The sequence below is a fragment of the Rothia sp. HMSC067H10 genome (assembly GCF_001810635.1).
In the GTDB taxonomy this organism is placed as follows: Bacteria; Actinomycetota; Actinomycetes; order Actinomycetales; family Micrococcaceae; genus Rothia; species Rothia dentocariosa.
Window position 1 is genome coordinate 1 of record NZ_KV802293.1, and the last position, 25,722, is coordinate 25,722.

24 protein-coding genes are annotated in these 25,722 nt (G+C 52.5%); 19 read left to right on the top strand and 5 right to left on the bottom strand.

Annotated features, from left to right (window positions below):
* Window positions 1-208: 208 nt before the first annotated feature.
* The 10 genes from HMPREF2756_RS03800 (at window position 209) to HMPREF2756_RS03845 (ending at window position 11,634) form a co-directional block, all read left to right on the top strand.
* A complete protein-coding gene (locus HMPREF2756_RS03800) occupies window positions 209-535 on the top strand; it encodes a heavy-metal-associated domain-containing protein (protein WP_070522519.1) in 327 nt (108 codons plus the stop codon).
* A 51-nt stretch (window positions 536-586) separates the two neighbouring features.
* Window positions 587-2,821, top strand: a complete 2,235-nt coding sequence (locus HMPREF2756_RS03805) for a copper-translocating P-type ATPase (protein WP_070618484.1) — start codon at window positions 587-589, stop codon at window positions 2,819-2,821.
* A 48-nt stretch (window positions 2,822-2,869) separates the two neighbouring features.
* Window positions 2,870-3,556 carry a DUF305 domain-containing protein gene (locus HMPREF2756_RS03810; protein WP_070618487.1) on the top strand — a complete coding sequence of 229 codons (687 nt, stop codon included), beginning with the start codon at window positions 2,870-2,872 and terminating at the stop codon, window positions 3,554-3,556.
* Between the two features lie 114 nt (window positions 3,557-3,670).
* On the top strand, window positions 3,671-4,030 hold the full coding sequence (locus tag HMPREF2756_RS03815; protein ID WP_013397574.1) for a DUF5655 domain-containing protein: 360 nt from the start codon (window positions 3,671-3,673) through the stop codon (window positions 4,028-4,030).
* Between the two features lie 185 nt (window positions 4,031-4,215).
* Window positions 4,216-5,187, top strand: a complete 972-nt coding sequence (locus HMPREF2756_RS03820) for an SURF1 family protein (RefSeq protein ID WP_070618491.1) — start codon at window positions 4,216-4,218, stop codon at window positions 5,185-5,187.
* An 89-nt stretch (window positions 5,188-5,276) separates the two neighbouring features.
* Window positions 5,277-5,861, top strand: coding sequence for a DUF3817 domain-containing protein (locus HMPREF2756_RS03825; RefSeq protein ID WP_070618494.1), 585 nt, complete (start codon window positions 5,277-5,279; stop codon window positions 5,859-5,861).
* Between the two features lie 124 nt (window positions 5,862-5,985).
* Window positions 5,986-7,578: a glutamine-hydrolyzing GMP synthase gene (gene guaA, locus HMPREF2756_RS03830; protein WP_070618497.1), complete on the top strand. Its 1,593-nt coding sequence runs from the start codon at window positions 5,986-5,988 to the stop codon at window positions 7,576-7,578.
* A gap of 103 nt (window positions 7,579-7,681) precedes the next feature.
* On the top strand, window positions 7,682-8,179 hold the full coding sequence (locus HMPREF2756_RS03835; RefSeq protein ID WP_070618499.1) for a hypothetical protein: 498 nt from the start codon (window positions 7,682-7,684) through the stop codon (window positions 8,177-8,179).
* Between the two features lie 332 nt (window positions 8,180-8,511).
* Entirely contained in the window at window positions 8,512-10,152 is a 1,641-nt protein-coding gene (gene merA / locus HMPREF2756_RS03840) for a mercury(II) reductase (RefSeq protein ID WP_001031935.1), read from the top strand.
* 159 nt (window positions 10,153-10,311) lie between these two features.
* The gene (locus HMPREF2756_RS03845; RefSeq protein WP_070618501.1) at window positions 10,312-11,634 is read left to right on the top strand and encodes an ISL3 family transposase; all 1,323 of its coding nucleotides are present in this window, start codon (window positions 10,312-10,314) and stop codon (window positions 11,632-11,634) included.
* A 325-nt stretch (window positions 11,635-11,959) separates the two neighbouring features.
* Here HMPREF2756_RS03845 and HMPREF2756_RS03850 read toward each other — a convergent pair whose 3' ends face one another.
* Complete coding sequence (locus tag HMPREF2756_RS03850; protein WP_070618503.1) at window positions 11,960-12,682, bottom strand: hypothetical protein; 723 nt, start codon at window positions 12,680-12,682, stop codon at window positions 11,960-11,962.
* Between the two features lie 342 nt (window positions 12,683-13,024).
* Between HMPREF2756_RS03850 and HMPREF2756_RS03855 the strand changes: the two genes are divergently transcribed.
* From HMPREF2756_RS03855 to HMPREF2756_RS03865, 3 genes are all read left to right on the top strand, one after another.
* The gene (locus HMPREF2756_RS03855) at window positions 13,025-13,456 is read left to right on the top strand and encodes a MarR family winged helix-turn-helix transcriptional regulator (RefSeq protein ID WP_070618507.1); all 432 of its coding nucleotides are present in this window, start codon (window positions 13,025-13,027) and stop codon (window positions 13,454-13,456) included.
* Between the two features lie 35 nt (window positions 13,457-13,491).
* Entirely contained in the window at window positions 13,492-13,845 is a 354-nt protein-coding gene (locus HMPREF2756_RS03860) for a hypothetical protein (RefSeq protein ID WP_070618510.1), read from the top strand.
* A 256-nt stretch (window positions 13,846-14,101) separates the two neighbouring features.
* The gene (locus HMPREF2756_RS03865; RefSeq protein WP_070618513.1) at window positions 14,102-14,842 is read left to right on the top strand and encodes an SDR family NAD(P)-dependent oxidoreductase; all 741 of its coding nucleotides are present in this window, start codon (window positions 14,102-14,104) and stop codon (window positions 14,840-14,842) included.
* Window positions 14,843-15,072: 230 nt separating this feature from the next.
* Here the strand turns inward: HMPREF2756_RS03865 and HMPREF2756_RS03870 are convergent, their stop codons facing one another.
* A complete protein-coding gene (locus HMPREF2756_RS03870) occupies window positions 15,073-15,336 on the bottom strand; it encodes a winged helix-turn-helix transcriptional regulator (protein ID WP_070618516.1) in 264 nt (87 codons plus the stop codon).
* Between the two features lie 175 nt (window positions 15,337-15,511).
* Here HMPREF2756_RS03870 and HMPREF2756_RS03875 point away from each other — a divergent pair, with 175 nt between their 5' ends.
* From HMPREF2756_RS03875 to HMPREF2756_RS03890, 4 genes are all read left to right on the top strand, one after another.
* The gene (locus HMPREF2756_RS03875) at window positions 15,512-16,129 is read left to right on the top strand and encodes a nitroreductase family protein (RefSeq protein WP_246825828.1); all 618 of its coding nucleotides are present in this window, start codon (window positions 15,512-15,514) and stop codon (window positions 16,127-16,129) included.
* A 168-nt stretch (window positions 16,130-16,297) separates the two neighbouring features.
* Window positions 16,298-17,002, top strand: coding sequence for an aspartate/glutamate racemase family protein (locus tag HMPREF2756_RS03880; RefSeq protein ID WP_070618519.1), 705 nt, complete (start codon window positions 16,298-16,300; stop codon window positions 17,000-17,002).
* Between the two features lie 37 nt (window positions 17,003-17,039).
* Entirely contained in the window at window positions 17,040-17,510 is a 471-nt protein-coding gene (locus tag HMPREF2756_RS03885; protein WP_048751895.1) for a methyltransferase family protein, read from the top strand.
* A gap of 94 nt (window positions 17,511-17,604) precedes the next feature.
* Window positions 17,605-17,766, top strand: a complete 162-nt coding sequence (locus tag HMPREF2756_RS03890) for an alpha/beta fold hydrolase (protein WP_246825829.1) — start codon at window positions 17,605-17,607, stop codon at window positions 17,764-17,766.
* A 214-nt stretch (window positions 17,767-17,980) separates the two neighbouring features.
* On the opposite strand, the gene HMPREF2756_RS03895 is transcribed toward HMPREF2756_RS03890, so the two are convergent.
* The 3 genes from HMPREF2756_RS03895 to HMPREF2756_RS03905 all read right to left on the bottom strand — a co-directional run bounded on the left by HMPREF2756_RS03895 (window position 17,981) and on the right by HMPREF2756_RS03905 (window position 22,724).
* The gene (locus HMPREF2756_RS03895) at window positions 17,981-19,813 is read right to left on the bottom strand and encodes an alpha-glucosidase (protein ID WP_070618525.1); all 1,833 of its coding nucleotides are present in this window, start codon (window positions 19,811-19,813) and stop codon (window positions 17,981-17,983) included.
* Window positions 19,814-19,943: 130 nt separating this feature from the next.
* Entirely contained in the window at window positions 19,944-21,749 is a 1,806-nt protein-coding gene (locus HMPREF2756_RS03900) for a glycoside hydrolase family 13 protein (protein ID WP_070618527.1), read from the bottom strand.
* Window positions 21,750-21,833: 84 nt separating this feature from the next.
* Window positions 21,834-22,724, bottom strand: a complete 891-nt coding sequence (locus HMPREF2756_RS03905) for an endonuclease/exonuclease/phosphatase family protein (protein WP_070618530.1) — start codon at window positions 22,722-22,724, stop codon at window positions 21,834-21,836.
* Window positions 22,725-23,080: 356 nt separating this feature from the next.
* Here HMPREF2756_RS03905 and HMPREF2756_RS03910 point away from each other — a divergent pair, with 356 nt between their 5' ends.
* Complete coding sequence (locus tag HMPREF2756_RS03910) at window positions 23,081-24,724, top strand: alpha-glucoside-specific PTS transporter subunit IIBC (protein WP_004005202.1); 1,644 nt, start codon at window positions 23,081-23,083, stop codon at window positions 24,722-24,724.
* Window positions 24,725-24,819: 95 nt separating this feature from the next.
* A complete protein-coding gene (locus tag HMPREF2756_RS03915) occupies window positions 24,820-25,719 on the top strand; it encodes a MurR/RpiR family transcriptional regulator (protein ID WP_004005201.1) in 900 nt (299 codons plus the stop codon).
* The last annotated feature ends 3 nt before the right edge of the window (window positions 25,720-25,722 follow it).

Sequence of the window (25,722 nt, forward strand, 5' to 3'; positions counted from 1 at the left end):
TGCCGTGATGATCTCCCATTCCCATCCTCCCGTTGCGGTGTTTACCCTCCGCCTCCCGCTGTCCCCTCCCGACAGTGAGGAGGCTGCTCGGTGACCACACCCTGCCCCGCGTGAGGGCCGTGCCCTCCACCCCTTGAAAATATACCCCATGGGGGTATATGCTGGAGAGTAGCGTCGCCGCATCCCACCGACCCGTAGGAGCTTTCCCATGATCACCTCCCCGCCCCGCCTCTTGCCGATGGCCTCCCACGGCTGCAGCTGTTGCGGACCTGCCTCACGTGCCGACACCGCCTCCATCCCTGCCGCCAGCGACTCGTCAGCAGGAGGGTCCTCCCCTAGCTACCAGGTCACCGGCCTGACCTGCGGGCACTGCGCGAAAAGCGTGACCCAGGCCCTTCAGGCCCTCCCCCAGGTCGACGACGTCCAGGTTGATCTCGCTGCTGGTGGTGTTTCCACCGTCACGGTCACCGGTGTCGTACCTCCGGAGATGGTTCGCCGGGCTATCGAGGCGACCGGCTACACCGTCTTATCCTGATCGATTTTACCCATCATCTCGACCCCGACCGGGTTGAGCGAAAGGAACGTCATGAGCACTCCCCGCCATTCCGGCGATCACCATGGTGATCACCCCGCTCCGGAAACAGACCACACCCACCACCCGGATCATGCCAGCCACGAACACCACGCAGATGCCGACACCCACGGCCAGGCGATGCCCCACGGTCACCCGCACTCCGTCCTAGACGAAGACCACCACGTTCATGGTCACGGCGAACACGCCGGGCACAGCACCGCAATGTTTCGGGACCGCTTCTGGTGGTCGCTGATTCTGTCCATTCCCGTCGTTATTTTCAGCCCCATGGTCGCCCACCTGCTCGGCTACCACCTCCCGGCATTCCCCGGATCCACCTGGGTTCCCCCGGTACTGGGCACGATCATCTTCGTCTACGGCGGAACGCCTTTCCTCAAGGGCGGATGGACGGAACTGAAATCCCGCCAACCCGGGATGATGCTCCTGATTGCCATGGCCATCACCGTGGCGTTTGTCGCCTCCTGGGTCACCACTCTGGGGCTGGGCGGTTTTGACCTGGACTTCTGGTGGGAGCTGTCCCTGCTGGTGACCATCATGCTGCTGGGCCACTGGCTGGAGATGCGTGCTCTCGGGGCCGCGTCCTCCGCGCTTGACGCGCTGGCTGCCCTGCTGCCGGACGAGGCCGAGAAAGTCATCGACGGGACCACCCGCACCGTGGCCATCTCCGAGCTGGTCGTCGACGACGTCGTGCTGGTGAGGGCCGGTGCCCGGGTGCCGGCCGACGGAACCATCCTCGACGGAGCCGCCGAATTCGATGAGGCGATGATCACCGGCGAATCCCGTCCCGTCTTCCGCGACACCGGTGACAAGGTGGTCGCCGGTACCGTGGCCACCGACAACACCGTCCGCATCCGGGTGGAGGCTACCGGCGGGGACACCGCCCTGGCCGGGATCCAACGCATGGTTGCCGACGCCCAGGAGTCCTCCTCCCGGGCCCAGGCCCTGGCGGATCGGGCGGCGGCGTTGTTGTTCTGGTTCGCGCTGATCTCCGCTCTGATCACCGCGGTGGTGTGGACCATTATCGGCAGCCCGGACGATGCCGTGGTGCGCACGGTCACGGTGCTGGTCATCGCCTGTCCGCACGCCCTGGGCCTGGCGATTCCGCTGGTCATTGCGATCTCCAGCGAGCGGGCCGCGAAATCCGGGGTGCTCATCAAGGACCGGATGGCGCTCGAGCGGATGCGCACCATCGACGTGGTGCTCTTCGACAAAACCGGCACTCTCACCGAGGGGGCGCACGCGGTCACCGGTGTCGCGGCAGCTGTCGGCGTCACCGAGGGCGAGCTGCTGGCCCTGGCCGCCGCCGCGGAGGCCGACAGCGAGCACCCCGTGGCCCGCGCCATCGTGGCGGCCGCGGCCGCCCATCCCGAGGCCTCCCGTCGGCAAATCCGTGCAACTGGTTTCAGCGCCGCCTCCGGCCGGGGGGTCCGGGCCACTGTCGATGGCGCTGAGATCCTCGTGGGCGGGCCGAACATGCTGCGCGAGTTCAACCTCACCACCCCGGCCGAGCTCACCGACACCACCAGCGCCTGGACCGGGCGTGGGGCCGGTGTGCTCCATATTGTCCGCGACGGTCAGATCATCGGTGCGGTGGCCGTCGAGGACAAGATCCGCCCCGAATCCCGCGCCGCCGTGAAAGCCCTGCAGGACCGCGGGGTGAAGGTCGCGATGATCACCGGTGACGCGCAGCAGGTCGCCCAGGCGGTTGGCCAGGACCTGGGGATTAATGAGGTCTTCGCCGAGGTCCTGCCCCAGGACAAGGACACCAAGGTCACCCAGTTACAGGAGCGTGGCCTGAGCGTGGCCATGGTCGGCGACGGTGTCAACGACGCCCCCGCTCTGACCCGCGCGGAGGTCGGTATCGCCATCGGGGCCGGCACGGATGTGGCCATGGAATCCGCCGGAGTGGTCCTGGCCAGTGATGACCCGCGTGCAGTGCTGTCGATGATTGAGCTCTCGCAGGCCAGCTACCGCAAGATGATCCAGAACCTCATCTGGGCCTCTGGCTACAACATCCTCGCCGTGCCGCTGGCCGCCGGCGTGCTCGCCTCGATCGGGTTCGTGCTGTCCCCGGCCGTGGGCGCGATCTTGATGTCTGCCTCGACCATCGTGGTGGCCCTGAACGCCCAGCTGCTGCGCCGGATTGATCTGGACCCGGACCACCTGGCTCCCACCAGTCCGAAGGAGGAACACACCACGCCTACTCCGGCATCCACCGCCGTCCACTGATCCACCACTTCTCTCCACTGCCCCCATATGACCCTGAAAGGCTCCACCATGAAGCGCACCCTTGTTCTTTCCGCTCTCGCCGTGGCCTCCACCCTGGCGCTGGCCGCCTGCGGTAAGGCCACCGAGTCAGGCAACACCGACGCCACCACCTCGGTCACCAGCACTGCGACGACTACCGCTGAGACGACCGAGACCACCACGGCGACGACTGAGGCGGACGGGGAGATCTCCGCCGATTACAACGACGCGGACATCATGTTTGCCCAGATGATGATCCCCCATCACCAGCAGGCCGTGGAGATGAGTGAGATGCTCCTGGCCAAGGAGGGTATCCCCGCCCAGGTCGTGGAGTTTGCCCAGGGGGTTATTGACGCCCAGGGACCGGAGATTGACCGGATGAACGCCATGCTCGAGGCCTGGGGCCAGCAGCCGGTCACCGACTCTGGGGGCATGGGGACCATGGACGAGATGGGTGGAATGGATCACGGCGAGATGGGTGGCATGAGCGGGATGATGAGCCAGGAGGACATGACAGCCCTTGAGGAAGCCCAGGGCACCGAGGCTGCCCGCCTCTACCTGGAGCAGATGACCGCCCACCACGAAGGTGCGGTCGACATGGCCCGTGACGAGGTTGCTGACGGCCAGAATCCCCATGCGATCACCCTGGCCGAACAAATTATCAACGACCAGGAGGCCGAGATCGCCCAGATGCAGCAGATGCTCACTGACCTATGACAGGTCCCCGTCTTTTTCTGATCCCGAGGACAGGAATCTGAAAAAGAGGGATACCTGCGTGTCGTCCAGACGACCCTATAAACTCTCAGATGGTTACCACAGAAAGGAACGACTATGCCGAGCAACAAGATGATCAGTGATTTCTCGGACAAGCCGAAGACTGATTCCTTTTATCAGGCGATCGATGGGTATGTCATGAGCCTGGGTAAAGTCAAGAGGGAGTTTCGCGCGCAGGTCAGCTACTCTGTTAACCGGAAGTTTCTCTGGATGTGGGCATACGAGAAAACCAAGGATGGTACGTTGTACTTCAACGTGACCCTAGATCGCCAAGAGGAGAACAAGAATATCCACAGGGTCACTCAGGTCAGCCCTAATCGATGGAACCATCACGTTGAGGTCAAGTCACTGCAGACGGCGAAGAGCCAATGGCTACGTACCTTGATCGACATGGGTTTCGAATTCTCCACCCAGTGATCATCGGGGAGATACAGACCACGGTCTGCTGGGGACATGTCCACGATGAATGCGATATATCATCTGTTCTTAAACGGCATGTGGTGAAATCTCGTCGAAAGTGTTGTCTGCCTACCAACGAGTTCTTCCTGTTATATTTTTCTTATCGTTAGGGGTGTACAACGCGGACGCGTTACCCTAGATACGTGTGGAAATTGGCGTTTACTCCCCGCTGGCTGGGCGGGCTTTTGCTGGCTCTCGTCTTTGTGACGGGGTTTGTTGCGCTCTCCAGCTGGCAGTTCAATGCCTCCACCTCACAGCAGGTACATTCTGATCCTGCGAAAGATCGAGTGCGACCCTATACCGAGATTCTGCAGGCGCATCAGCCCGTGACGAACTTGACGGTTGATACCGTAGTGCAGGCGAAGGGGGAGTACGTTCCAGGATCCTCCATGCTGGTAGCAGGCCGCCTGAATGAGGGGCAGCACGGATACTGGGTTCTGAGTGAATTCATTCCCGAAGGAACCGATAAAGCCGCCGCTTTGGGAAGCACCAAGCCCCGCGCTATCACAGTGGCACGAGCCTGGATAGCGGGTGAAGATGATCATGCCCCGAGCATACCCGCCGAACCGACAGGGACAGTTGAGGTTGCCGGTCGCGTAGTAAATGCCCAGGGCGCCGCCCCGTACACGCGCACGGCTGAGAAGGTGCTAGAAAGCGCATCCCCGGCACAGCTAACAAACCTGTGGGATGCGCCCCTCTATGACGGCGTGCTCACGCTTTCTGCCGAAGTACCCGAGAACCAAAAAATACCCCTCACCGAACAGCACACAATCGCAGAAAATGCCACTATTATTGGACAGTCCGAGAATCTGCGCCCCATTCGCGCAGCTCAGGCGACCAATGATGCCAACATCAACTGGCTCAACATCTTCTACTCGCTCGAATGGCTGATTTTCGCGGCGTTCGCCCTCTACCTGTGGGGACGCATGCTTAAGGATGCGGCGCATCGTGCCGCCGAACCCGCCGAATACACCCAGTATTTCGAGTACGAGGGCGAATACTTTGTGGACGAAGCCACCGGACGCCCCTACTATTGGGACCCCGCCGACGAGCAGTACTATTTCTTTGATGAAGCTCCCGAAGAAGCATCCGTGCGTATGGAAGATACACCATGAAACGCTCCGGAGAGCGTTAATCCTCAGAAACCTGCAGATACAAAAGACTAACGCAAGCTAAACTCATCAGCACACACGAGAGGCACAGCATGTCAGAGAATTCCGAGAAGAACACAAAAATTACCCCGGTAGAACGTACCGACGGGCGCAAAGTCACCCTATCGCAGAATGCCTCGAAAGCATCAGCAGACGGGGCAGAACACGCGCCCCAGGGCGGATTTACGGTGCGCAAAAAATTTGGCGGTACCGAAACGCAGATTCGTTCCGCACTCACCTTCTATAAATGGTGCGCATGGATATCCGGTACCTTCCTGTTGCTGCTGGTGGTTGAGATGATCACTCATCACGGGATGGGTTATGACCTGGTGGCGGGTGCAAAAGACGCCGCAACCGGTTCCGATGTATCGTTCGGCATCCTTAACCGCGAAACCGGAAACCTTACCGGCGGAGTAAACATTTCCACGTGGGTGCTCATTATTCACGGCTGGTTCTACATTATTTATCTGTTCTCCTGCATTCGTATTTGGCTGCTCATGCGCTGGGGCATCGCCCAGCTCATCGTCATGGCGCTCGGCGGCGTGGTGCCGTTCCTCTCATTCATTGTTGAGAAACGCATCCACGCAGAAACCTTGGCGCAGCTTGAGGCAAACCCGCAGGCAACCAAACGATACTAGCCCCAGCATCGGCGAAAGCACCCCTGAATGGGTGCCACATAAAACTTTTGTCTCTCCCGTAGAATAGAAATACAAGACTTCGCGCGCTCGCGCGGAATTTCGACCTGACACGTGAGGAAAATCCGTGACCGACTCTGTACACCCGGATCAGCTCGAAGAGCGTCCGGTTCTGGTGGTAGATTACGGTGCCCAGTATGCGCAGCTTATTGCTCGTCGCGTGCGTGAGGCGGGTATCTACTCTGAAATCGTTCCCCACTCTATGAGCACCGAAAAGATGCTCGCTAAAAACCCCGCCGCGATTGTGCTTTCGGGTGGACCTTCATCGGTATATGCCGATGGTGCCCCCCGCGGCGATAGGGCATTATTTGAGGCTGGTGTGCCGGTCTTTGGCATCTGCTACGGTTTTCAGGTGATGGCGCAAACCTTGGGCGGTACCGTGGCGCAGACCGGTTCCCGCGAATACGGCGCAACCGATGCGACCCTGTGCGCAGTAGAGTCTTCGTTCCTCACCGGCACCCCGCAGACGCAAAACGTGTGGATGTCGCATGGCGATTCCGTGACCGAAGCCCCCGCCGGGTTTGAGGTTCTGGCGCAGACCCCGGGTGCGTCCGTGGCGGCATTCGTGGATGAGCACCGCAAGCTGGGCGGCGTGCAGTGGCACCCCGAGGTGAAGCACTCCGACTACGGTCAGGTTGCGCTTGAGAACTTCCTGTATAACATTGCTGGGCTTAAACCCACCTGGTCAACCGACAATATTATTGAGGAACAGGTTGCGAAGATTCGTGAGCAGGTTGGCAAAGACCGTGTGATTTGTGCGCTCTCTGGTGGCGTGGATTCTTCTGTTGCTGCGGCTCTCGTGCATAAGGCTGTAGGCGATCAGTTGACTTGCTTCTTTATCGACCACGGGTTGCTGCGTGCGGGTGAGCGTGAACAGGTTGAGCAGGATTACGCCGCGTCAATGGGTATCCGCGTGATTACCATTGATGAGTCAGAGCGTTTCCTCACCGCGCTGGCTGGCGTGAGCGACCCTGAGCAGAAGCGTAAGATTATTGGTCGCGAGTTCATCCGTTCCTTTGAACAGGCCGAGCGCAAGCTCATTGAGGAAGCGGGCGAAGAGGGCGCACAGATCAAGTTCCTGGTGCAGGGTACCCTGTACCCGGATGTGGTTGAATCCGGTGGCGGCGAGGGTGCGGCGAATATTAAATCGCATCACAATGTGGGCGGTCTGCCTGAGGACTTGGCGTTTGAGCTGGTCGAGCCGCTGCGTACCCTGTTTAAGGATGAGGTTCGTGCGATCGGCCGTCAGCTGGGTGTTCCCGAGAAGATCGTGGCGCGTCAGCCGTTCCCCGGCCCGGGTCTGGGTATTCGTATTGTGGGTGAGGTGACCCGCGAGAACCTTGAGACCCTGCGCGCGGCGGATGCGATTGTGCGTGAAGAGCTGACCGCCGCCGGTCAGGACGAGCATATTTGGCAGTGCCCAGTGGTTCTTCTCTCTGGCGTGCGTTCTGTGGGCGTGCAGGGCGATGGCCGCACTTACGGGCATCCAATTGTGCTGCGCCCGGTTTCTTCGGAGGATGCGATGACCGCCGACTGGTCGCGCCTGCCTTATGATCTGCTGGCAAAAATCTCGAACCGGATTACGAACGAAGTCAAAGACGTGAACCGTGTGGTGCTGGATGTAACCTCCAAACCCCCGGGAACCATCGAGTGGGAGTAGACCCCTAAAATTCGGGGTGTTGCTCTATTTATGTAGGGAAGCTATCTGCTAGCATTACAGATAGCTTCCCTACTACTTTAAGGATTCGTATTTAGGAGGGGTAATGTTGTCAAGTTTCTTAAGTTCCACGCCCCAACCCGTGGAGGAACTACATTGGGGAAATTGGATAATAATTGTTATTGCATTTATCCTATATTGTGCTTCTTTAACTTTAGTAACATATTTTTTTGCTGTATATGATAAGTACAAAGATTATGATAGATGGCGCCACATAACCCACGCAAGTATAGCAGTTATATTCTTACTGGTTCCTGCGTGGTATTTGTTTCGAGGGTACCCAGGGCAATGGGGAGGTTTGTATTTATTTATTCCTCTTGTCTGTGGGATGATTTCCAGTTATTGCGTTTTAAATATTTATAGAAATATTAATGTTTCTATTGAAGACATTCCTTGGTCTTCATTGCTGGGTTGTGGTCTCGTTGCAATGGTGTGTGGGGTGTTGGATTATATATCTGAGAAGTTAGCTTCAATTCCTATGAGCTGGGGCGCTTTTGTGGTTATAGTTATTGGCGTTTTTGCCTGGGGCGCTAGTAAGGACTAGCTTAATGTGGAATAAAAGAAATATAATTATCATATTGGTTGTTCTCTGTATTGCGCTTTCGACTATATATTTATGGTCAGGTGTCATCGGGCCAGAAATCCACAAGTTAAAAGAGCATCGTGGTGAAGATGAAGTTTGGAATATTCTTGGAACTGTCATAAGGAACGTTTCTGGAATTCTAACTTTTGTAACTGCTGTGTTTACAGCATGTGTTTTAATATATACAAATAACACACGCGCTAGGGAAGCGGTAAATTCTGAATATCGCGATCAGATGCAGTGGGCCTGCGAAACATTAACATGAGAGATTAATTAACGAAAGGAGCTTTTTTATGAATAAATTTAAGGTAAACATTTCAGGAATGACTTGTACGGGTTGTGAAAAACACGTAGAATCAGCACTTGAAAAGATAGGTGCTAAAAATATTGAGTCTAGTTATCGTCGTGGTGAAGCAGTATTTGAACTGCCCGATGATATTGAGGTTGAAAGTGCAATAAAGGCGATTGATGAAGCAAATTACCAAGCCGGAGAAATTGAAGAAGTATCATCACTAGAAAACGTGGCGTTAATTAATGAAGACAATTATGACCTTCTTATTATTGGTTCTGGTGCTGCTGCCTTTTCTTCGGCAATTAAAGCTATAGAATACGGTGCAAAAGTTGGAATGATTGAGCGTGGAACGGTTGGGGGAACCTGTGTGAATATTGGCTGTGTTCCGTCAAAAACTCTTCTTAGGGCAGGGGAAATCAATCATTTATCAAAAGACAATCCGTTTATAGGTTTACAAACATCCGCTGGAGAAGTGGATTTAGCTAGTTTAATCACGCAAAAGGATAAATTGGTGAGCGAACTTCGGAATCAAAAATATATGGATTTAATTGATGAATATAATTTTGATTTAATTAAAGGTGAAGCAAAATTCGTTGATGCTAGTACGGTTGAGGTCAATGGGGCAAAGTTATCTGCAAAACGCTTTTTAATTGCAACAGGTGCATCGCCTTCGTTGCCCCAAATTTCAGGACTTGAAAAAATGGACTATTTAACTAGTACAACACTTCTTGAGTTAAAGAAAATACCAAAACGATTAACTGTAATTGGTTCAGGATACATTGGAATGGAGCTTGGACAACTATTTCATCATTTAGGTTCAGAAATAACGCTTATGCAAAGAAGTGAGCGACTTTTAAAGGAGTATGATCCTGAGATTTCAGAGTCAGTTGAAAAAGCGTTAATTGAACAGGGTATAAACCTTGTCAAAGGGGCAACTTTTGAGCGTGTTGAACAAAGTGGAGAGATAAAAAGGGTTTACGTAACAGTAAATGGCAGTAGAGAAGTCATTGAATCAGATCAGTTACTTGTTGCCACTGGAAGAAAACCAAATACGGATTCTTTAAATTTAAGTGCAGCAGGTGTTGAAACTGGAAAAAATAATGAAATCCTGATCAATGATTTTGGTCAAACAAGTAATGAAAAGATTTATGCAGCAGGAGATGTGACTTTAGGACCACAATTTGTATATGTAGCAGCCTATGAAGGTGGAATTATTACTGATAATGCTATTGGTGGATTAAACAAAAAAATAGATTTATCGGTAGTTCCTGCTGTTACGTTTACGAATCCGACGGTTGCAACGGTTGGTTTAACAGAAGAACAAGCAAAAGAGAAAGGGTATGATGTGAAGACATCTGTATTACCTTTAGATGCTGTTCCAAGAGCAATTGTAAACCGTGAAACAACCGGTGTATTTAAACTAGTAGCAGATGCAGAAACACTAAAAGTATTAGGGGTTCATATTGTATCTGAAAATGCAGGAGATGTCATCTATGCAGCATCATTAGCTGTTAAATTTGGCTTAACGATAGAAGATTTAACAGAAACCCTAGCACCATATTTAACAATGGCTGAAGGGCTAAAATTAGTTGCACTTACGTTCGATAAAGATATTTCGAAATTATCTTGTTGTGCAGGCTAAGGGAACTTTTTTACAACTCCCTATTCAAGTGAACCAGCTAATGCTTTAAGGGATTTTCTAAGTGAATTTGTGGTCACAAAAATAATTTAACACTGATGATTTCGACATCAAATCTATAATTGATACCTTAACACCGCAGAGTAATAAAGGATGAATAATATGTCAGACTTATTATCCCTACCAGACATTAAAACAATAGAACCGCCACAAGAAAATGAAACCGATATGATGTTTAAAGTTGAAGCAGTCGGACCACCTGAACGTTGTCCTGAATGTGGTTTTGACAAGTTGTACAAACACAGTTCAAGAAATCAACTAATTATGGATTTGCCCATTCGTTTAAAGCGAGTGGGCTTACAATTGAACCGTAGACGATACAAGTGTCGTGAATGCGGATCTACCTTCTGGGAACGCCTAATATCTGTAGATGAAAAGCGTAGTATGACCAAAAGGCTTTTAAAGTCCATTCAAGAGCAATCCATGTCTAAGACCTTTGTAGAAGTCGCAGAAAGCGTTGGTGTTGACGAGAAAACCATTAGGAACGTTTTTAAGGACTATGTGGCACTCAAAGAACGTGAATACCAGTTTGAAACTCCTAAGTGGCTTGGGATAGACGAGATACATATTATCCGTAGACCTCGGCTTGTATTGACTAATATTGAACGCAGGACTATTTATGACATCAAGCCTAACCGTAACAAGGAAACAGTCATCCAACGTCTTTCAGAAATCAGTGACAGGACTTACATTGAGTACGTCACAATGGATATGTGGAAGCCCTACAAAGACGCAGTGAACACTATCCTTCCACACGCTAAAGTTGTCGTAGATAAGTTTCATGTAGTTAGAATGGCTAATCAAGCCTTAGATAACGTCAGAAAGTCTTTGAAAGCCCATATGAGCCAAAAAGAAAGACGTACCCTTATGCGTGAAAGGTTTATCCTTCTAAAGCGTAAACACGATCTAAATGAACGTGAATCATTCCTCTTAGATACTTGGTTAGGTAATCTTCCTGCTTTAAAAGAAGCCTATGAACTCAAAGAAGAGTTTTACTGGATATGGGATACTCCTGATCCAGATGAAGGTCATCTTCGTTATAGTCAATGGAGACACCGTTGTATGTCCAGCAACTCTAAAGACGCATATAAAGACCTCGTGAGAGCCGTAGACAACTGGCATGTTGAAATATTCAACTACTTTGATAAAAGGCTCACTAATGCTTATACGGAGTCAATTAACAGCATTATTAGGCAGGTAGAGCGAATGGGTAGAGGTTACTCGTTTGATGCCTTACGAGCCAAAATCCTTTTCAATGAGAAGCTCCATAAAAAGCGTAAGCCACGATTTAATTCAAGTGCTTTCAATAAAGCTATGTTATACGATACTTTCAATTGGTATGAAGTGAATGATCACGACATTACAGACAACTTAGGTGTCGATTTTTCCACACTTATTAAGAATTTGGAGAAGGGTGATTTATAAGCCCTTTTCCACCATAAAATCCGAATACCCATAATTAGAATATTCTTGATAGCCTGTGCTATGAGAAGACTTTTGTGGGTTTTGGGGTCTATATCGAACTGTTTTGATATGCGTTTATGAGGCTCTTCCTTTCCCTTAGCGCCCTGAAACTCCGGGGACGCCTGGGGATCCAAGGACATCTTACCGTCGGCGCCTTCTAAGCCATACAGCTGGGTATATTTAGGCTCTTGACGTGCATTCTCCGTATTATTGCCCGATATACCAGACTCTTCTGTGAGAGGCCGCGGGTCATTGTTGTCAGCGGTTGAAAAATTCTTATCGGTGCTCATTGCTGTTCACCCTGATCTTTCTTCTGCGACCTAACGTTAACGTGCTGCCAAGGAATTTCTACAATCGGATCTTCATGGTGCTTCTTCAGGGTTTTTAAATCATCCGTTTCGTATATTGCATTCTTGAAACCAGATAAAGTATTATCTGGCATTGGGTGTTTATCAGTATCCATATTTTTATTATGAGAGGATAGTTTTTTCTTTTTCCAGTTATATATACTCACTACAATAATCGTGAAGATACTCATGATCGCTTCAAGAACGCAGGCACCTAGCATCCACTGTAATGGTCGGATATCGACATTTGAAGCCGTCACCTCTATAACGAACGATGTATAAAAAGCAGCAAGGGGCGCAATGATGAGCAGACTATAGATGTTTGTCCCCAAAACCCATGCGGTTTTGGTTCCCCGAATCATCTTTATACATGCCACAGTTTGCAGCAGAATATATACGATAAAGGGCGAAAAAAGGATGAGCGTAAGAAGAAGTACTCGAAAATCAACATAACCAGAACCATTGGGAAGGGCGGAAATCATCACGCCCTGGAGAAGCGTGGTTTCGAGCATTAGCCTAATAATCTGCACAGTTATAAAGATAGAAAGAAACAAGTTCCGATTCCCAGCTGAATCTGCCTCAGATTCTTTCTTTATCTCATGAGCATCTTGAGCTTGGATCGTTCCATGCTCAGGTTTTAGAAGGTCTTTATTAGTAGTCATGGCTTCACCCTAAGCTTATAGCCTGGGTATTCAGTGGAAGCTCCCTGAATATTCTCAAAAAACATTTTTGAATTTATTTAATGCTAAAAAGGAATTTTATTTAAATAGAAAAATATTTCTAAGGATTTTTGAAGGTTATTCATTAGTGGCATCTAAGTATTAGTAAATCGGGAGTAAAGATCTTCTTCGGGAACGGGGTAGTCGCCTCCGCCCCAAACTTCTACCCCCATTATGCATATTCGTCCTCTATGGTGTTCTGTCTCAATGAGTCCTCGCATCAGTAATTGACAACCAGTTGTCATTATTCGTAAACTGGTTGTCAAAATTGCTGCTGGAGGAAAAATGGATGCTTCATTACTGAGTGAACTCGTGGTGCAGATCTTCCGTGTGAACGGAACACTCACCGCATGGGGAGACCGGTTCGCCGCCGAAAGTGGTCTCACGACTGCGCGCTGGCAAGTATTAGGTGCAATCTCGATGGTGAAAGAACCGAGTACTTCTCCTCAAATCGCCGAACGTATGGGAATAACCCGGCAGGGTGTGCAAAAGCAGCTCAACCTCCTGCGGGACGAAGGGTTGGTTATGTCCGTCGAAAATCCCGCGCATAAACGTTCCCCGTGGTATTCCTTGACCGAACACGGCGAGCAGAAATTAGCGGAAATCCGAAAACGTTGGCGCCAACAGGTCGAACAATGGAGTGGGTCATATCAGCATGAATCTGTTATTGCCGCTCTTGAAGTTCTCGATGTTTTATCTGAACAATTTAATGAATAAAACAAATACAAAAAGCTACCGACGGAGGTTTAGATATGAATCCCATTTTGCTAACTATAAATACTATTTCTGCGCTCATAACGATCGCCAGTGCGGTATTGGCAATGTATCGCCCAGGGCTTATGGTTCACGCTTCTTCCGTTGACGCTAATACTCGTTTCTACGTATACATGTATGCTGTGCGCGCCATACCGGTCGGATTAGCCGTTCTTATTGCACCCTTCTATTTTCGAGGCGGTGCCGTCGCCCTGCTTCTTGCGACTTTTGCGGTCATACAGGCGGGCGATGCCTTCATCGGTTGGACACGCAAAGAATGGGGCATGGTGTTCTTTCCCTCGCTCAGTGCGGCAGTACACACGGTCGTCGCGCTTTCGGTTCCGGGCGTATAGAGGTAGCTCTCAATAAAGGGAAGGATTGCCCGCAGGATATGTGCCTCCGTGTGCACCGGCTCAGCCAGCGGTACTGGGACGCGGAGCTGTGTATCACAGAGAAAACCTGCTTCGGATGTACGCTGACCACTCGGTTCTTCTAAGCAAAACTCTAGGTAATTCTGCGCTGGAACTGTAGTGTTAAAAAGAGCGTTGTATTCCCAAGTACTTCGTGGATTTAGTCATCGAGTAAACATAAAGAACGAGGAGGAAACCCATGAAACGCTTTGAAAACAAGACCATTCTGGTTACTGGCGCGAGCAGCGGTATTGGTTTGGCGGGCGCAAAACGCCTGATCGAAGAGGGCGCGCACGTTATCTTTACGGGTCGTACCGAAAGTCATGTGCAGGCTGCAGCAGCCGAGCTGGGCGATCATGCTACCGCCGTTCTGGATGATGTTTCGGATGGCAACACTCTGGAGCGCATCATGCCTGTGGTGGAGCGTGCCGGTGCGTTGGATGGTGTGTGGCTCAACGCCGCATACGCAGCCGGAGGTCCTTTGGAAGAGATGGACCAGGCGACTCTCGATCAGATATTTAAGGTGAATGTGGTGGCACCGATGATCCAAATGGGCGCGCTTTCTCCGTATGTGAAAGACGGCGGGTCGGTGTTGGTGACGTCTTCGACGGCGGCTTATGAGGGAGCGCCTATAGTCTCTGCCTATGCCGCAACAAAAGCTGCTATTCTGGCGGCGGCGCGCGGGTGGGCCTCCGAGCTTGCACCGCGCAATATTCGGGTGAATAGCCTGGTTCCCGGGCCGATTACGAGCAACCTGAGGTCGGTTCTTCCCGATGAGATGCGCGCCCAATTCGAGGAACGGCTTGCCGAAGCCGTGCTCCTCAAACGTGTGGGCGATGCGCGTGAAGCCGCCGCGGTCGCGCTATTCCTGCTCTCTGATGAGGCTAGCTATGTGACGGGTAGCTCGTATACGGTAGACGGCGGTCTGATCATGCAGTAGCGCTCTGTTGCTAGGCGGTGCGTGAATACGTGCATAGCTATTTAGCCCTCGGTAAGCGCTAAAAAGTGCCTTTATGTGAATAAAACATTTTCTAACGCATTATTCACATAAAGGCATTTTTTGATCGAAAAGTGTGACGAAGATTTTTAGCTATATGAATATCTATATTTTTACTCAATTATGCGTGATGTACAAGGTTTCACAATACCTTGATGCCTAGAGTCGTATTCTCATCCCCAATCACACATGAGTTGTAGCACCGGTAGAAATGTTTGCCCTTCCGTGCTTAGCGTGTATTCCACTCTTGGCGGTACTTCCGCATATACGGTGCGTTCGATGAGTTTATCCTCTTCAAGCTGACGGAGCTGCTCAGTTAGTACTTTGGAACTGATCCCTTCAAGTAGCAGAAGCAGATCGCGGGTGCGTTTTGCCCCACCGCTCAAGTGGTAGAGAATGAGGCACTTATATTTGCCTCCCACCAGATTCATTGCCATCTCTATTGCAGAAATTTTTTTTCATTAAAAACCTACCGTAAATACTTAAAACTTACCTAAAAGTATGTATAGAACCTATAAGTAAGTTATGTTTTAATGCATTTTTGTACATTATACTGAATTTTGGAATCACCCGAAGAGAAAATGTTACCCATGACTTTGCAAGACCTTATACGTGACCGTCGCTCTACTCGATATTTTGACCCGGGGCTGCCTAATAAGCCAAGAGGAAATGTACCGTCTTATTAATCGTGCTAACCAGGCTCCCAGCAGTAATAATTCGCAGCCGTGGCAGGTTGTGATCGTAACCAAGCAGCATTTACGCGAAAAGCTGTTGCCTATTGCGTATAACCAGCAGCAGATTATGACTGCATCGGCCGTGTTGATTCTGCTGGGTGATCGGCAAGCATACTATGCGGATAATTTGAGTCGAATACATCATGAAGAATATATTGCTGGATGCTTCTCCCAAGAAATCTGTGAGGCTCTGACCCAAGCCGCTATTGAATTTTATGAGCCGCGTAGCGAGCAGGAAATACAGAAATTTTTAGGTTTAGACTGCGGGCTCTGGGCGATGACTTTTATGTTGGCGGCGCAGGAAGCCGGGTGGAATACGGTACCTATGACGGGATATCAGCGTGCAGAATTGCGTGAGATGCTGCGCCTGCCAAGCCGATATCTTGACATTATGATGATCGCTGTAGGCTCCGGAACACGAGAAGGACATCGCACTTTACGGCATGAGGCGGAGCGCGTAACGGTGTGGAATGCTCCTCCCTCAGAGCAACCTTAAGATCTCCGATTTGCCGCCCCGTATATGGTGGGATGCCGCTTTTCTATTCAGAAGTATCTTGCACATTCTATATGCATTTTGAATGTAAAACCTTCTCTATAGACGGGGTTACAGGGCTCACCCTACAATGAGGAATACCCGCCAGAAGACACAAAAGGAGCGTGCACCGTGAAAACCCTAGGCATTATCGGCGGCATGAGCCCTGAGAGCACCACCCTGTACTATCGGATCATTAACCGTGAAGTCAACCGCCGCCTCGGAGGCAACCACAGTGCCGATATCGTGATGCACAGTGTAGATTTTGAGGAAGTCGTGCGCCTGCAAAAAAGCGGTGACTGGGAAGCCGCCGGGGCTCTACTGACGGCAAGCGCCACAAAACTTGAGGGTGCGGGTGCGCAGCTGCTGCTGGTGGCCACGAACACCATGCACAAGGTTGCCCCCGCGATAGAGCGCGCCACCACCGTACCGCTACTGCACGTAGTTGACGCCACCGCCACCGCCATCCAAAGGCAGGGGCTGCAGAGGGTGGGGCTGCTGGGCACAACCTTCACCATGAGCGACGGGTTCTACACCGAGCGCATGGCGGCGCAAGGAATCCAGACGATCGTGCCGGCCGAACCGGAACAGGCAGAGATTGACCGCATCATCTTTGAGCAGCTGTGTTTGGGGTGCGTCGAGCCTGAAGCCGTGCAGTATCTTCAGCAGGTCATTACAGGGCTGAAGGAGCAGGGCGCCCAAGGCGTGATCCTGGGGTGCACCGAACTCTGCCTGGCAGTAGAAGCGGACAAGACCCCGCTGCCGGTCTTTGACAGCACCACCATTCACGCGCTCGCGGCAGTAGAGGCAGTGTTAACGCCGCCGCCTCCCGCATAAACCCCGCTTCTTGACCGAAATAAATAACTTGCTCCTCATGAAAAGACTAGCTGCAGCCCTTGAATATAAAGTTCCACCGCCACTTATTGGGGCACTGTGCGCCTCACTGATGTGGCTCATCTGCGGGATGCCGCCGCTGACAGGCAGACCACCGCTGCTGCTGGTCCCTGCCCTTGCACTGGTTGTACTCGGCCTAACGGTGGACGCGGTGGGGGTGCTGTCATTTAGACGTGCCCGCACCACAGTGAACCCGTTCGCCCCCGAACGCACCGTAAACATTGTCTCCTCCGGAATATACCGTTTAAGCCGCAACCCCATGTACTTGGGTATGGCCTGCATACTTACCGGGTGGGCGGTGTGGCTGTGGCAGGTGCAGGCTGTGCTCGGGGTGGTGCTTTTCGTCGCCTGGATAACGCGTTTCCAGATTATTCCCGAAGAGCGGGTTCTCACCCAGAAGTTCGGTACAGAATACCGGCAGTACCGCCAGCGGGTGCGGCGCTGGGTATAGCCCAGCACCTGCCAAAACTTGTGTATGGCTAGCTTACGTACATACATCCTGCCAACCGAAACCCTGAATGGTTCGGGGACTCACTATCGTATGTGTGTCTTTTCAGGACCCCGGCGTCAAAGTCGGGGATGCGAAGCAGGCAGCCGCTTCTATGCCGAATACACGGGTCGAAATTTTTGAGCATCATAAACATTGGGTCCAGAAAGAGAGCCCCGAACGGTTTGTGGATATAGTGCGCAACTTTGTCGAAACGTAACTCTTGTCATACTGAACGAACAGCATAAACATGAACCCCGAAAAGCGCTTTGAGAACAATACTTTCCGGTAATCGGCGGGAACAGCAGTATCGGCTGCACATGCGCAAAACGTCTTTGAACTCTGAATAATGCAGCTTTGGGCGTATTACAAAACCCTAGAGGGTAGGTAATACGCCCAAAGCTGCATTATTCGGATTGGGAACAGAGAAGAACCTATTTCACGATGCGGTAGACCTTCGCTTCGTAGGGGCGCAGGGTGGTGCCCGCATCGGTCAGTGCGCCGGTGTTATCCCGGTAGTTGGAGTGCACCAGTTCGACGGACGCTCCGGCTGCACGCGCATCATCCAGCAGAGAGAAGGTGCGCTCTACCGAATCAGACGTGAAGTTAGAAACCACGAGCAGAGACTGGTTCGCGTCGGTGCCGTCCGGGCCGCCGGTACGGGTGTAGGCGTACACTGCCTCATCCTCGGCATGAGGAACCTCAACCGAATCTACGGGTGCGAATGACCCGTATACCATCAAATCTTTGAGCTCACCGCGGCGCAGCTTCGCTAATTCCTGGTAGTGGTAGAACACCGAATCCTGATCGTCCAGGGCAGCCTGCGCATTAATTTGCGGGTAGTTCGGGTTCACCTTCAGCCACGGCTCGACTCCCGCGTTCGTGAACCCACCGTTCGCTGAGTCATCCCACTGCATGGGGGTGCGGGCGTTATCACGACCTTTGATGTAGATGGCGCGCATAGCATCCTCATGGCTGAGCCGTTGATGATCCACATGCATATCCTCGTAGAAACGAATCGAATCGCCGTCGCGGTAGTCCTCGATGGACTCGAACCGCACATTGGTCATCCCTAGTTCCTCACCCTGATAAATATAGGGTGTACCCTGCATAAAATGTAAGGTGGTTCCCAACTGCTTCGCTGAAAGTACCCGAAATTCGGGGGAATCGTTGCCGAATCGCGAGACCACGCGTGGCTGATCGTGGTTATTCCAGTACAGCGAACCCCACGCCTTGCCCTCAAGTTTCGTCTGCCACTCGTTCAGAATGCGCTTAAGCTCGGTCAGCTTGTACGGCGCATACGACCACTTGCCGCCCAGCGAACCTTCGGGGTCGTTATCGACGCCCATGTGGTCGAAGTGGAAGAGCATCTGCAGTTCGCCCGCATCGTAGCCCGCCCACAGCTTCGCTTCCTCGGGGCTGGTCGCGCTCGTTTCGCCCACGGTCATCACATCGTACTTCGAGAACGCCTCACGGTTGAGCTCTTTCATCCACGGATGCACCATCGTGCCGTTCGCAATCACAAACGGGATCGACGACGTATGCTTCTCAAAATCGGTGGAAGGGTCATCCGGGAAGCCTTCGGGCTTAGAAATAATGTTGATGGCGTCCAGCCGGAAACCATCCACGCCCTTATCGAGCCACCAGCGCACCATCGCATACAGGTCTTCGCGCACCTTCGGGTTCGCCCAGTTCAGATCGGGCTGTTCCTTGAAGAAAATGTGCAGGTAGAACTGTTGCGTGGCTTCATCCCACTCCCAAGCGGAGCCACCGAATTCGGAAGCCCAGTTATTCGGAGGAATCGGGGCGCCATTCTCGTCAAACCCGTTGGGGTCTTTCCAAATGTAGTAGTCGCGGTACGGGTTATCTTTTGAGGAACGAGACTGCACAAACCACGGATGCTGATCCGAAGTATGGTTCGCCACCAAATCCATCAGAATTTTAATGCCGTGCTCATGTGCGGTCGCCAGCAGCTCATCGAAATCTTCCATTGTTCCGAAATCGCTCATAATGTCGAAGTAGTCGGAAATATCGTAGCCGTTATCCACATTCGGCGAATCAAACACGGGGGAGAGCCAGATAACGTTAATGCCCAGTTTCGCCAGGTACGGGATTTTTTCGGTAATACCGGGCAGATCGCCGATACCGTCGCCATTGGAGTCGTTGAAGGAGCGCGGGTACACCTGGTAGACCACCGCTTCCTTCCACCACTGCCGCCCGGCGTAGGAAGGAACCGCACGCTCTTCAGTCGTGGTTTCACTACTCATCAGAAGCCTTTCGTTAAGGGTTGCGTCGTGTGGCTTAGTGGGGAACTCCGTAAGCCGCATTGCCGCAGGTATGTCTGTAAAATTTTTAGTCAGGGTGTGCCAGCGCGCCACTCGCCGCGCACTCTACGCCCTACCGGTACAGATACACTTTTGCCTCATAGGGTCGCAGAGTGGTGCCTTCGTCCGTGAACTCGCCGTGCTCATTCCGGTAGTTTGAGCTGATCAGCTCGGGCGCTTCTCCCATGGCCGCAAGCTCCTCAATTTTCAGCACACCCGGGTTCTTGAGCGCCAAAGAAGCGAGCTGACCGTCTGCATAGGGCAAAGACAGTGTTTCTTGGGTGAAATTAGCAACCACCAGCAGGGCGCGCTCGCCGGATGCGGCGGCATCCTCCGCTGAATTCACACGCAGGTAGGCGTACACCTGCTCATCCTCGAGGTTGAGCACACGGTATTCGCCGGTGAGCACGATGGGGTGCTCTTTGCGCAGGTGAATGAGGTCGCTGTAGTGATAGAAAATAGAATCATCGTTCGCCAATTCTTCGGCGGCGTTAATGTCGGTGTACCGTGGGTTCACCTTCAGCCACGGGGTACCGGTCGTGAAGCCCGCGTTTTCGCTCGCATCCCACTGCATGGGGGTTCGCGCATTATCCCGACCCGAAGCACTGATGTACCGCAGCATATCCTCGGGGCTAACCCGCTGGGACTCCACCACGTATTTACGCCAAGAATCATGGATTTCAAGGTCGTTGTAGTCATCTACCGAGTCGAAGAAAACATTGGTCATACCCAGCTCTTCACCCTGATAGATGTACGGCGTTCCCTGCATCATATGCAGAACCGTGCCGAGCATCTTACCGCTGACCTCACGGAACTCGGGGGAGTCATTGCCGAAACGTGAAACCGTGCGCGGCTGGTCATGGTTATTCCAGTACAGCGAATTCCATCCGCGACCATGCAGCCCCGCCTGCCAGTGGGTAAGAACCTTCTTCAAATCCACCAGGTTAAAACGAGTATCCGACCATTTGCCGGTGGCGCCGCCTGCGCTGGCATCCACATCCATATGCTCAAACTGGAACACCATCTGCAGTTCGTGGCGGTCAAAACCTGTGTACAGGGCGGCATCTTCCACGCTCACGCAGGGAGTCTCACCCACTGTCATCACCGGGTACTTGCTGAGCACCTCGCGGTTCATTTCGCGCAGGAACTCGTGCACGCGCGGACCGTTCGCGGCCACCGCCAGAGAATTATCTAGCCCTCCAGCGGTGACGGCGGGGTCATCCGGGAAGGAAAGATCCTTAGAGATCAGGTTGATAACATCCATGCGGAAACCGTCGACACCCTTATCAAGCCAGAACCGCATAATGTCGTAGACCTCTTCACGTACTTTCGGGTTTTCCCAGTTGAGGTCGGGCTGCTTCACCGAAAAATAGTGCAGATAGAACTGCTGCGTACCCTCGTCCCATTCCCAGACCGATGGTGAGAAACAGGAAATCCAGTTATTCGGCGGAATCGGGGTGCCGTCTTCGGAGAACCCGGCAGGGTCACGCCACACATAGTAGTCGCGGTACGGGTTATCCTTCGCAGAACGTGCCTGACGGAACCATTCGTGCTCATCCGAAGTGTGGTTCACCACCAAATCCATCATGAGTTTGATGCCGTGCTCATGTGCGGTCGCTAGCAGCTCGTCGAAGTCAGCCATTGTGCCGAACTCGGTCATAATCGCCCGATAATCCGAAATATCGTAGCCATTATCGTCATTCGGCGAAGCATAGATCGGGGAAAGCCAGATAACATCTATACCCAGCTTCGCCAGATACGGAATTTTTTCGGTGATACCGGGCAGATCGCCGATGCCGTCGCCATTGGAGTCATTGAAGGAACGCGGGTAAATCTGGTACACAACGGGCTGTTGCCACCACTGAATTTCAGTTTTCATGAGCTGTCCTTCCACGGAATACATATCAATTTAAAATCTGAAGGCAGAAACGCGCTAAGCTGCGAAACCCCTAAGGTCGCCGCACTATCCGGGCTGTACCTGCGGCGGCGGCACGGGGTGCATCCTGGCAGTGGGCTCGAAACTCGACTCGTCAAGCTCTACCAGCACGCCGCTGTGATCGGAAATCGCCTCAGGAGAATTATCGCGGAATACCACTGTATGCGAAAGTACCTTCACCGCGCGGTCGGCAAACACGAAGTCAATGCGTTTGGCTTCCTCTTGCCCTTCCCACCCGGCAATACCACGATGTACGGTGAACTCACCATCGGTACGGTCGGCAATCTCACGGGTATCCACCAGGCCGGAAGAAAGCACAAGATCGTACCCTTCGCCACGCGCCTGCGCCGCCGTGTTGAAATCGCCGCCCAGCAGAACGGGCGCATCCTGGCCGCGCTCGGTGAGAGCCTGCGAAAGCCGCGCAAACTCCTGTGCGAAAAGTGGTTCGCCCTGAAAATCCCACCACGACATATGGGTGCTTGCACACCACACGGAACCCGCATCAGTACCAACCCGAACCGCTAGAGAAGACCTGCGCTCAACCCAATCGTAGTCATACTGCGGGCTCATCACAATAGGCTCGACGCGCTCGATAGGCATACGAGAGAGTACAGCTACGCATTCGTCATACCGTTCCCATCCAATATGGGTTTCGGTTAGCGCCCATTCGTACTGAACCCCTAAATCAGCCAGGAACCGCACGAGCAGAAGTGCGTAATTATCCTCGCGGATAGGAATACTGGTCCCGCCTTGGTACCCCAGTGGCGTATCCACAATAGGGGAGTGCAGGTACTGATTCACCTCCTGCAACGCAATAACATCAACCCGATGGTGGGCAATGAAACGGGCAAGCTCGTGAATTTTAACGATCTGGTGAGGCTCGCACCAGCTGTGAGTGTTAAGAGTAAGAAAACGCATCGTCTCTAGAAATATAAAGGTGAGGGGACAACACGCGGTTCTCGCCCTCTGCACTTCGTGAAAATGTCGGTGGAAAACTACTTTTATATGCTAACCATTTGCATGGTCAATAACGCAGCAAAATACTCACCGGAAACACCAATACTTTTACCCGGTACTGGGACATGTTTCGGGTTCTGAAAAACTATGCCAAAAAACCCGATCAAGGAGGTTTTAGTCCGTAAAAGATGACATGATATTGCTATTAAATAAAACATTGCACCACACGCGCGGGCGCATCGCGCGGTAATTCCTGGCCAACACACGGCAGACACCTAGGCGCCCGCTCACTCTCAACCAGAAAGGGCGTCAGCCTTATGATGGAAAAAATTCAGAGGTTCGGGTCCGCCATGTTGGCGCCCGTGCTTCTTTTCGCCTTCGCTGGCCTAGCGGTCGGTATCGGCACCGTTGCCACCCTCCCAAATATTGTTGGCGATCTCGCGAACGAAGATACCTTCTGGTACCAAGCGTGGACTGTTTGGCTTGACGGCGCATGGACCGTTTTCCGGCAAATAGAGCTCCTTTTCGTGCTGGGTCTGCCGATTGCGCTCGCAAAGACCGCAAACGCTCGTGCCGTCCTCGAAGCCGGAATGGTCTATCTGACCTTCAACTATTTGGTGGCCGGTATGCTGAATTTCTGGGGCCAAGGCGGTTCGGGATTCTTCCAGCTGGATTACAACACCTCTATTTCGCTAGATAACTCGGATTCTTACGGTACCGGCCTGAAAATTATCGCCGGTATTAAGACGATCGATACCGGTATTTTCGGCGCTATCATCATTTCCGCGATCGTGGTGTGGGTCCATAACCGATACTTCGATAAGAAGCTGCCCGACTTCCTCGGTATTTTCCAGGGCACCCAGTTCGTCTACGCGATCTGCTTCTTCCTGATGATGCCCATCGCCTTTATCTTCGCGTGGCTGTGGCCTTACGCTCAGCATGGTATCGCAAGCATGCAGGGCTTCTTCATCGCCTCAGGTGCGTTAGGCGTGTGGATCTACACTTTCTTGGAGCGCATCCTGATTCCAACCGGCCTGCACCACTTCATCTACTCGCCGTTCATGTTCGGTAACGCTGTGACCCCGAACGGTATCGTGAAGGATTGGCCGACCCACATCAGCGAATTTGCCAAGAGCGACAAGCCTCTGCGCGAGCTCTTCCCCGGCGGCGGTTTCGCACTGCACGGTAACTCGAAGATCTTCGCGCCCCTCGGTATCTCTGCCGCCTTCTACACCACGGCACGCCGTGAGAAGCGTAAAGAAGTTCTCGCCCTGCTGATCCCGGTGACCCTCACCGCAATGCTGATCGGTATTACCGAGCCGCTGGAGTTTACCTTCCTGTTCGTGGCACCCCCGCTGTTCGCTGTTCACGCGGTGCTGGCGGCTTCGATGGCGTCGATCATGTACATGCTTGGCCTCTCAGGCAACATGGGCGGTGGCTTGCTTGATAACTTCCTCTTCCTCAACTGGGTTCCGCTGTGGCAGAACCACTGGCCCACCTACCTTATGCAGATCGGCGTGGGTCTGTCCTTCACCGTCATCTACTTCCTGCTCTTCCGATTCCTCATTCTGAAGTTCGATTTCAAGACCCCGGGTCGCGAGGCTGAGGGTGGCGAAACGAAGCTGTACTCGAAAGCCGAATACAAGGCCGCGAAGGCAGCCGAGAAGAAGGGTGCCGCATCCGCAGATGACGCTGGCGATGCAGATCTGTATGCCCCGCGAGCGGCAGGATTCCTCGAACTGCTTGGCGGTGCCGATAACATCACCACGGTGAACAACTGTGCTACTCGCCTGCGTGTCTCGGTGGCGGATGAATCCCTGGTTGATACTTCGGATGCTGCCTTCAAGGATGCCGGAGCCCTCGGTATTGTGCGCAAGGGCAAGGCATTCCAGGTGATTGTGGGTATGGACGTTCCGCAGGTTCGCGAGCGTTTTGAAACCATGGTGAACACCAAAGAGTAAGGTTATATTCACCTTCTAGGGAAACCTACCGAGCTCCTGAATCGAAGACGTTGTAATATTTATGTATTGCGCGTTTTCGATTCAGGAGCTTTTGAGTGGATTTACAAGATGTGGTGAACGCGAACCAACACAGGTTCAGCGATACCGAACGCGATATTTTGGCGTTCATGCTTGAAAACGAAGAATTTGTTGCGGAGGCGACTATCAACTCCCTCGCGCACAAGACCTATACTTCAACCAGCTCCATTATTAGGCTCACCAAGAAGCTCAATTTTTCGGGTTTTGCCGAGCTGAAATACTTCATTAAATCTTCCTTGACGAAATCGGAACCCTATAACCCGCGTTTTATCGAAAGCGGCCGCGAAGATATTTTGCGCACCTACGATTACCTGGAACATATGGAGCTTTCCGGGCTTTTGAGGAAACTTCATACGGCGCGCACAATCTACTGTTTCGGAACCGGGTACGCGCAACGAAACGCGGTACAAGAATTTGCTAAGTCTATGCAGGTCTGCGGCAAATTCTGCCATGTAATTCCTGCACGCAATGAATTTGAAAGCACCATGAGCGCTATGAATCAGGACGATGTCGTGATTCTTGTCTCCTTCTCAGGACAGACTGAAAATATGCGCGAACACGTCAAAATGCTGGCACTGCGGAAAATCCCCATGATCGCAATTACCGCTATTGGCGTGAACTTTATGTCCTCCTACGCCGAGTACTCACTGCACTACCAAACCACCCCCACCCAGTTGAGTACTCAGCGCAAGCCTTACCACTCGTTCGTGGCGCTCTCAGTGCTTTTGGACTATATTGTGCGCCGGTATATAGACCATGTTGAAACCCAACAGCGCGGCAACTCCACCAAAACAGCGCAGGTTCTTGAAAGTTCTGAATTTAGCGCCGAAACCGGGGCACTCGACGTCGCCGATATACGTGCCCAAGCTGGTGCAGTAGCTATTGATCGGCAGCACACAGACCCATCGGAGACCTAGCCC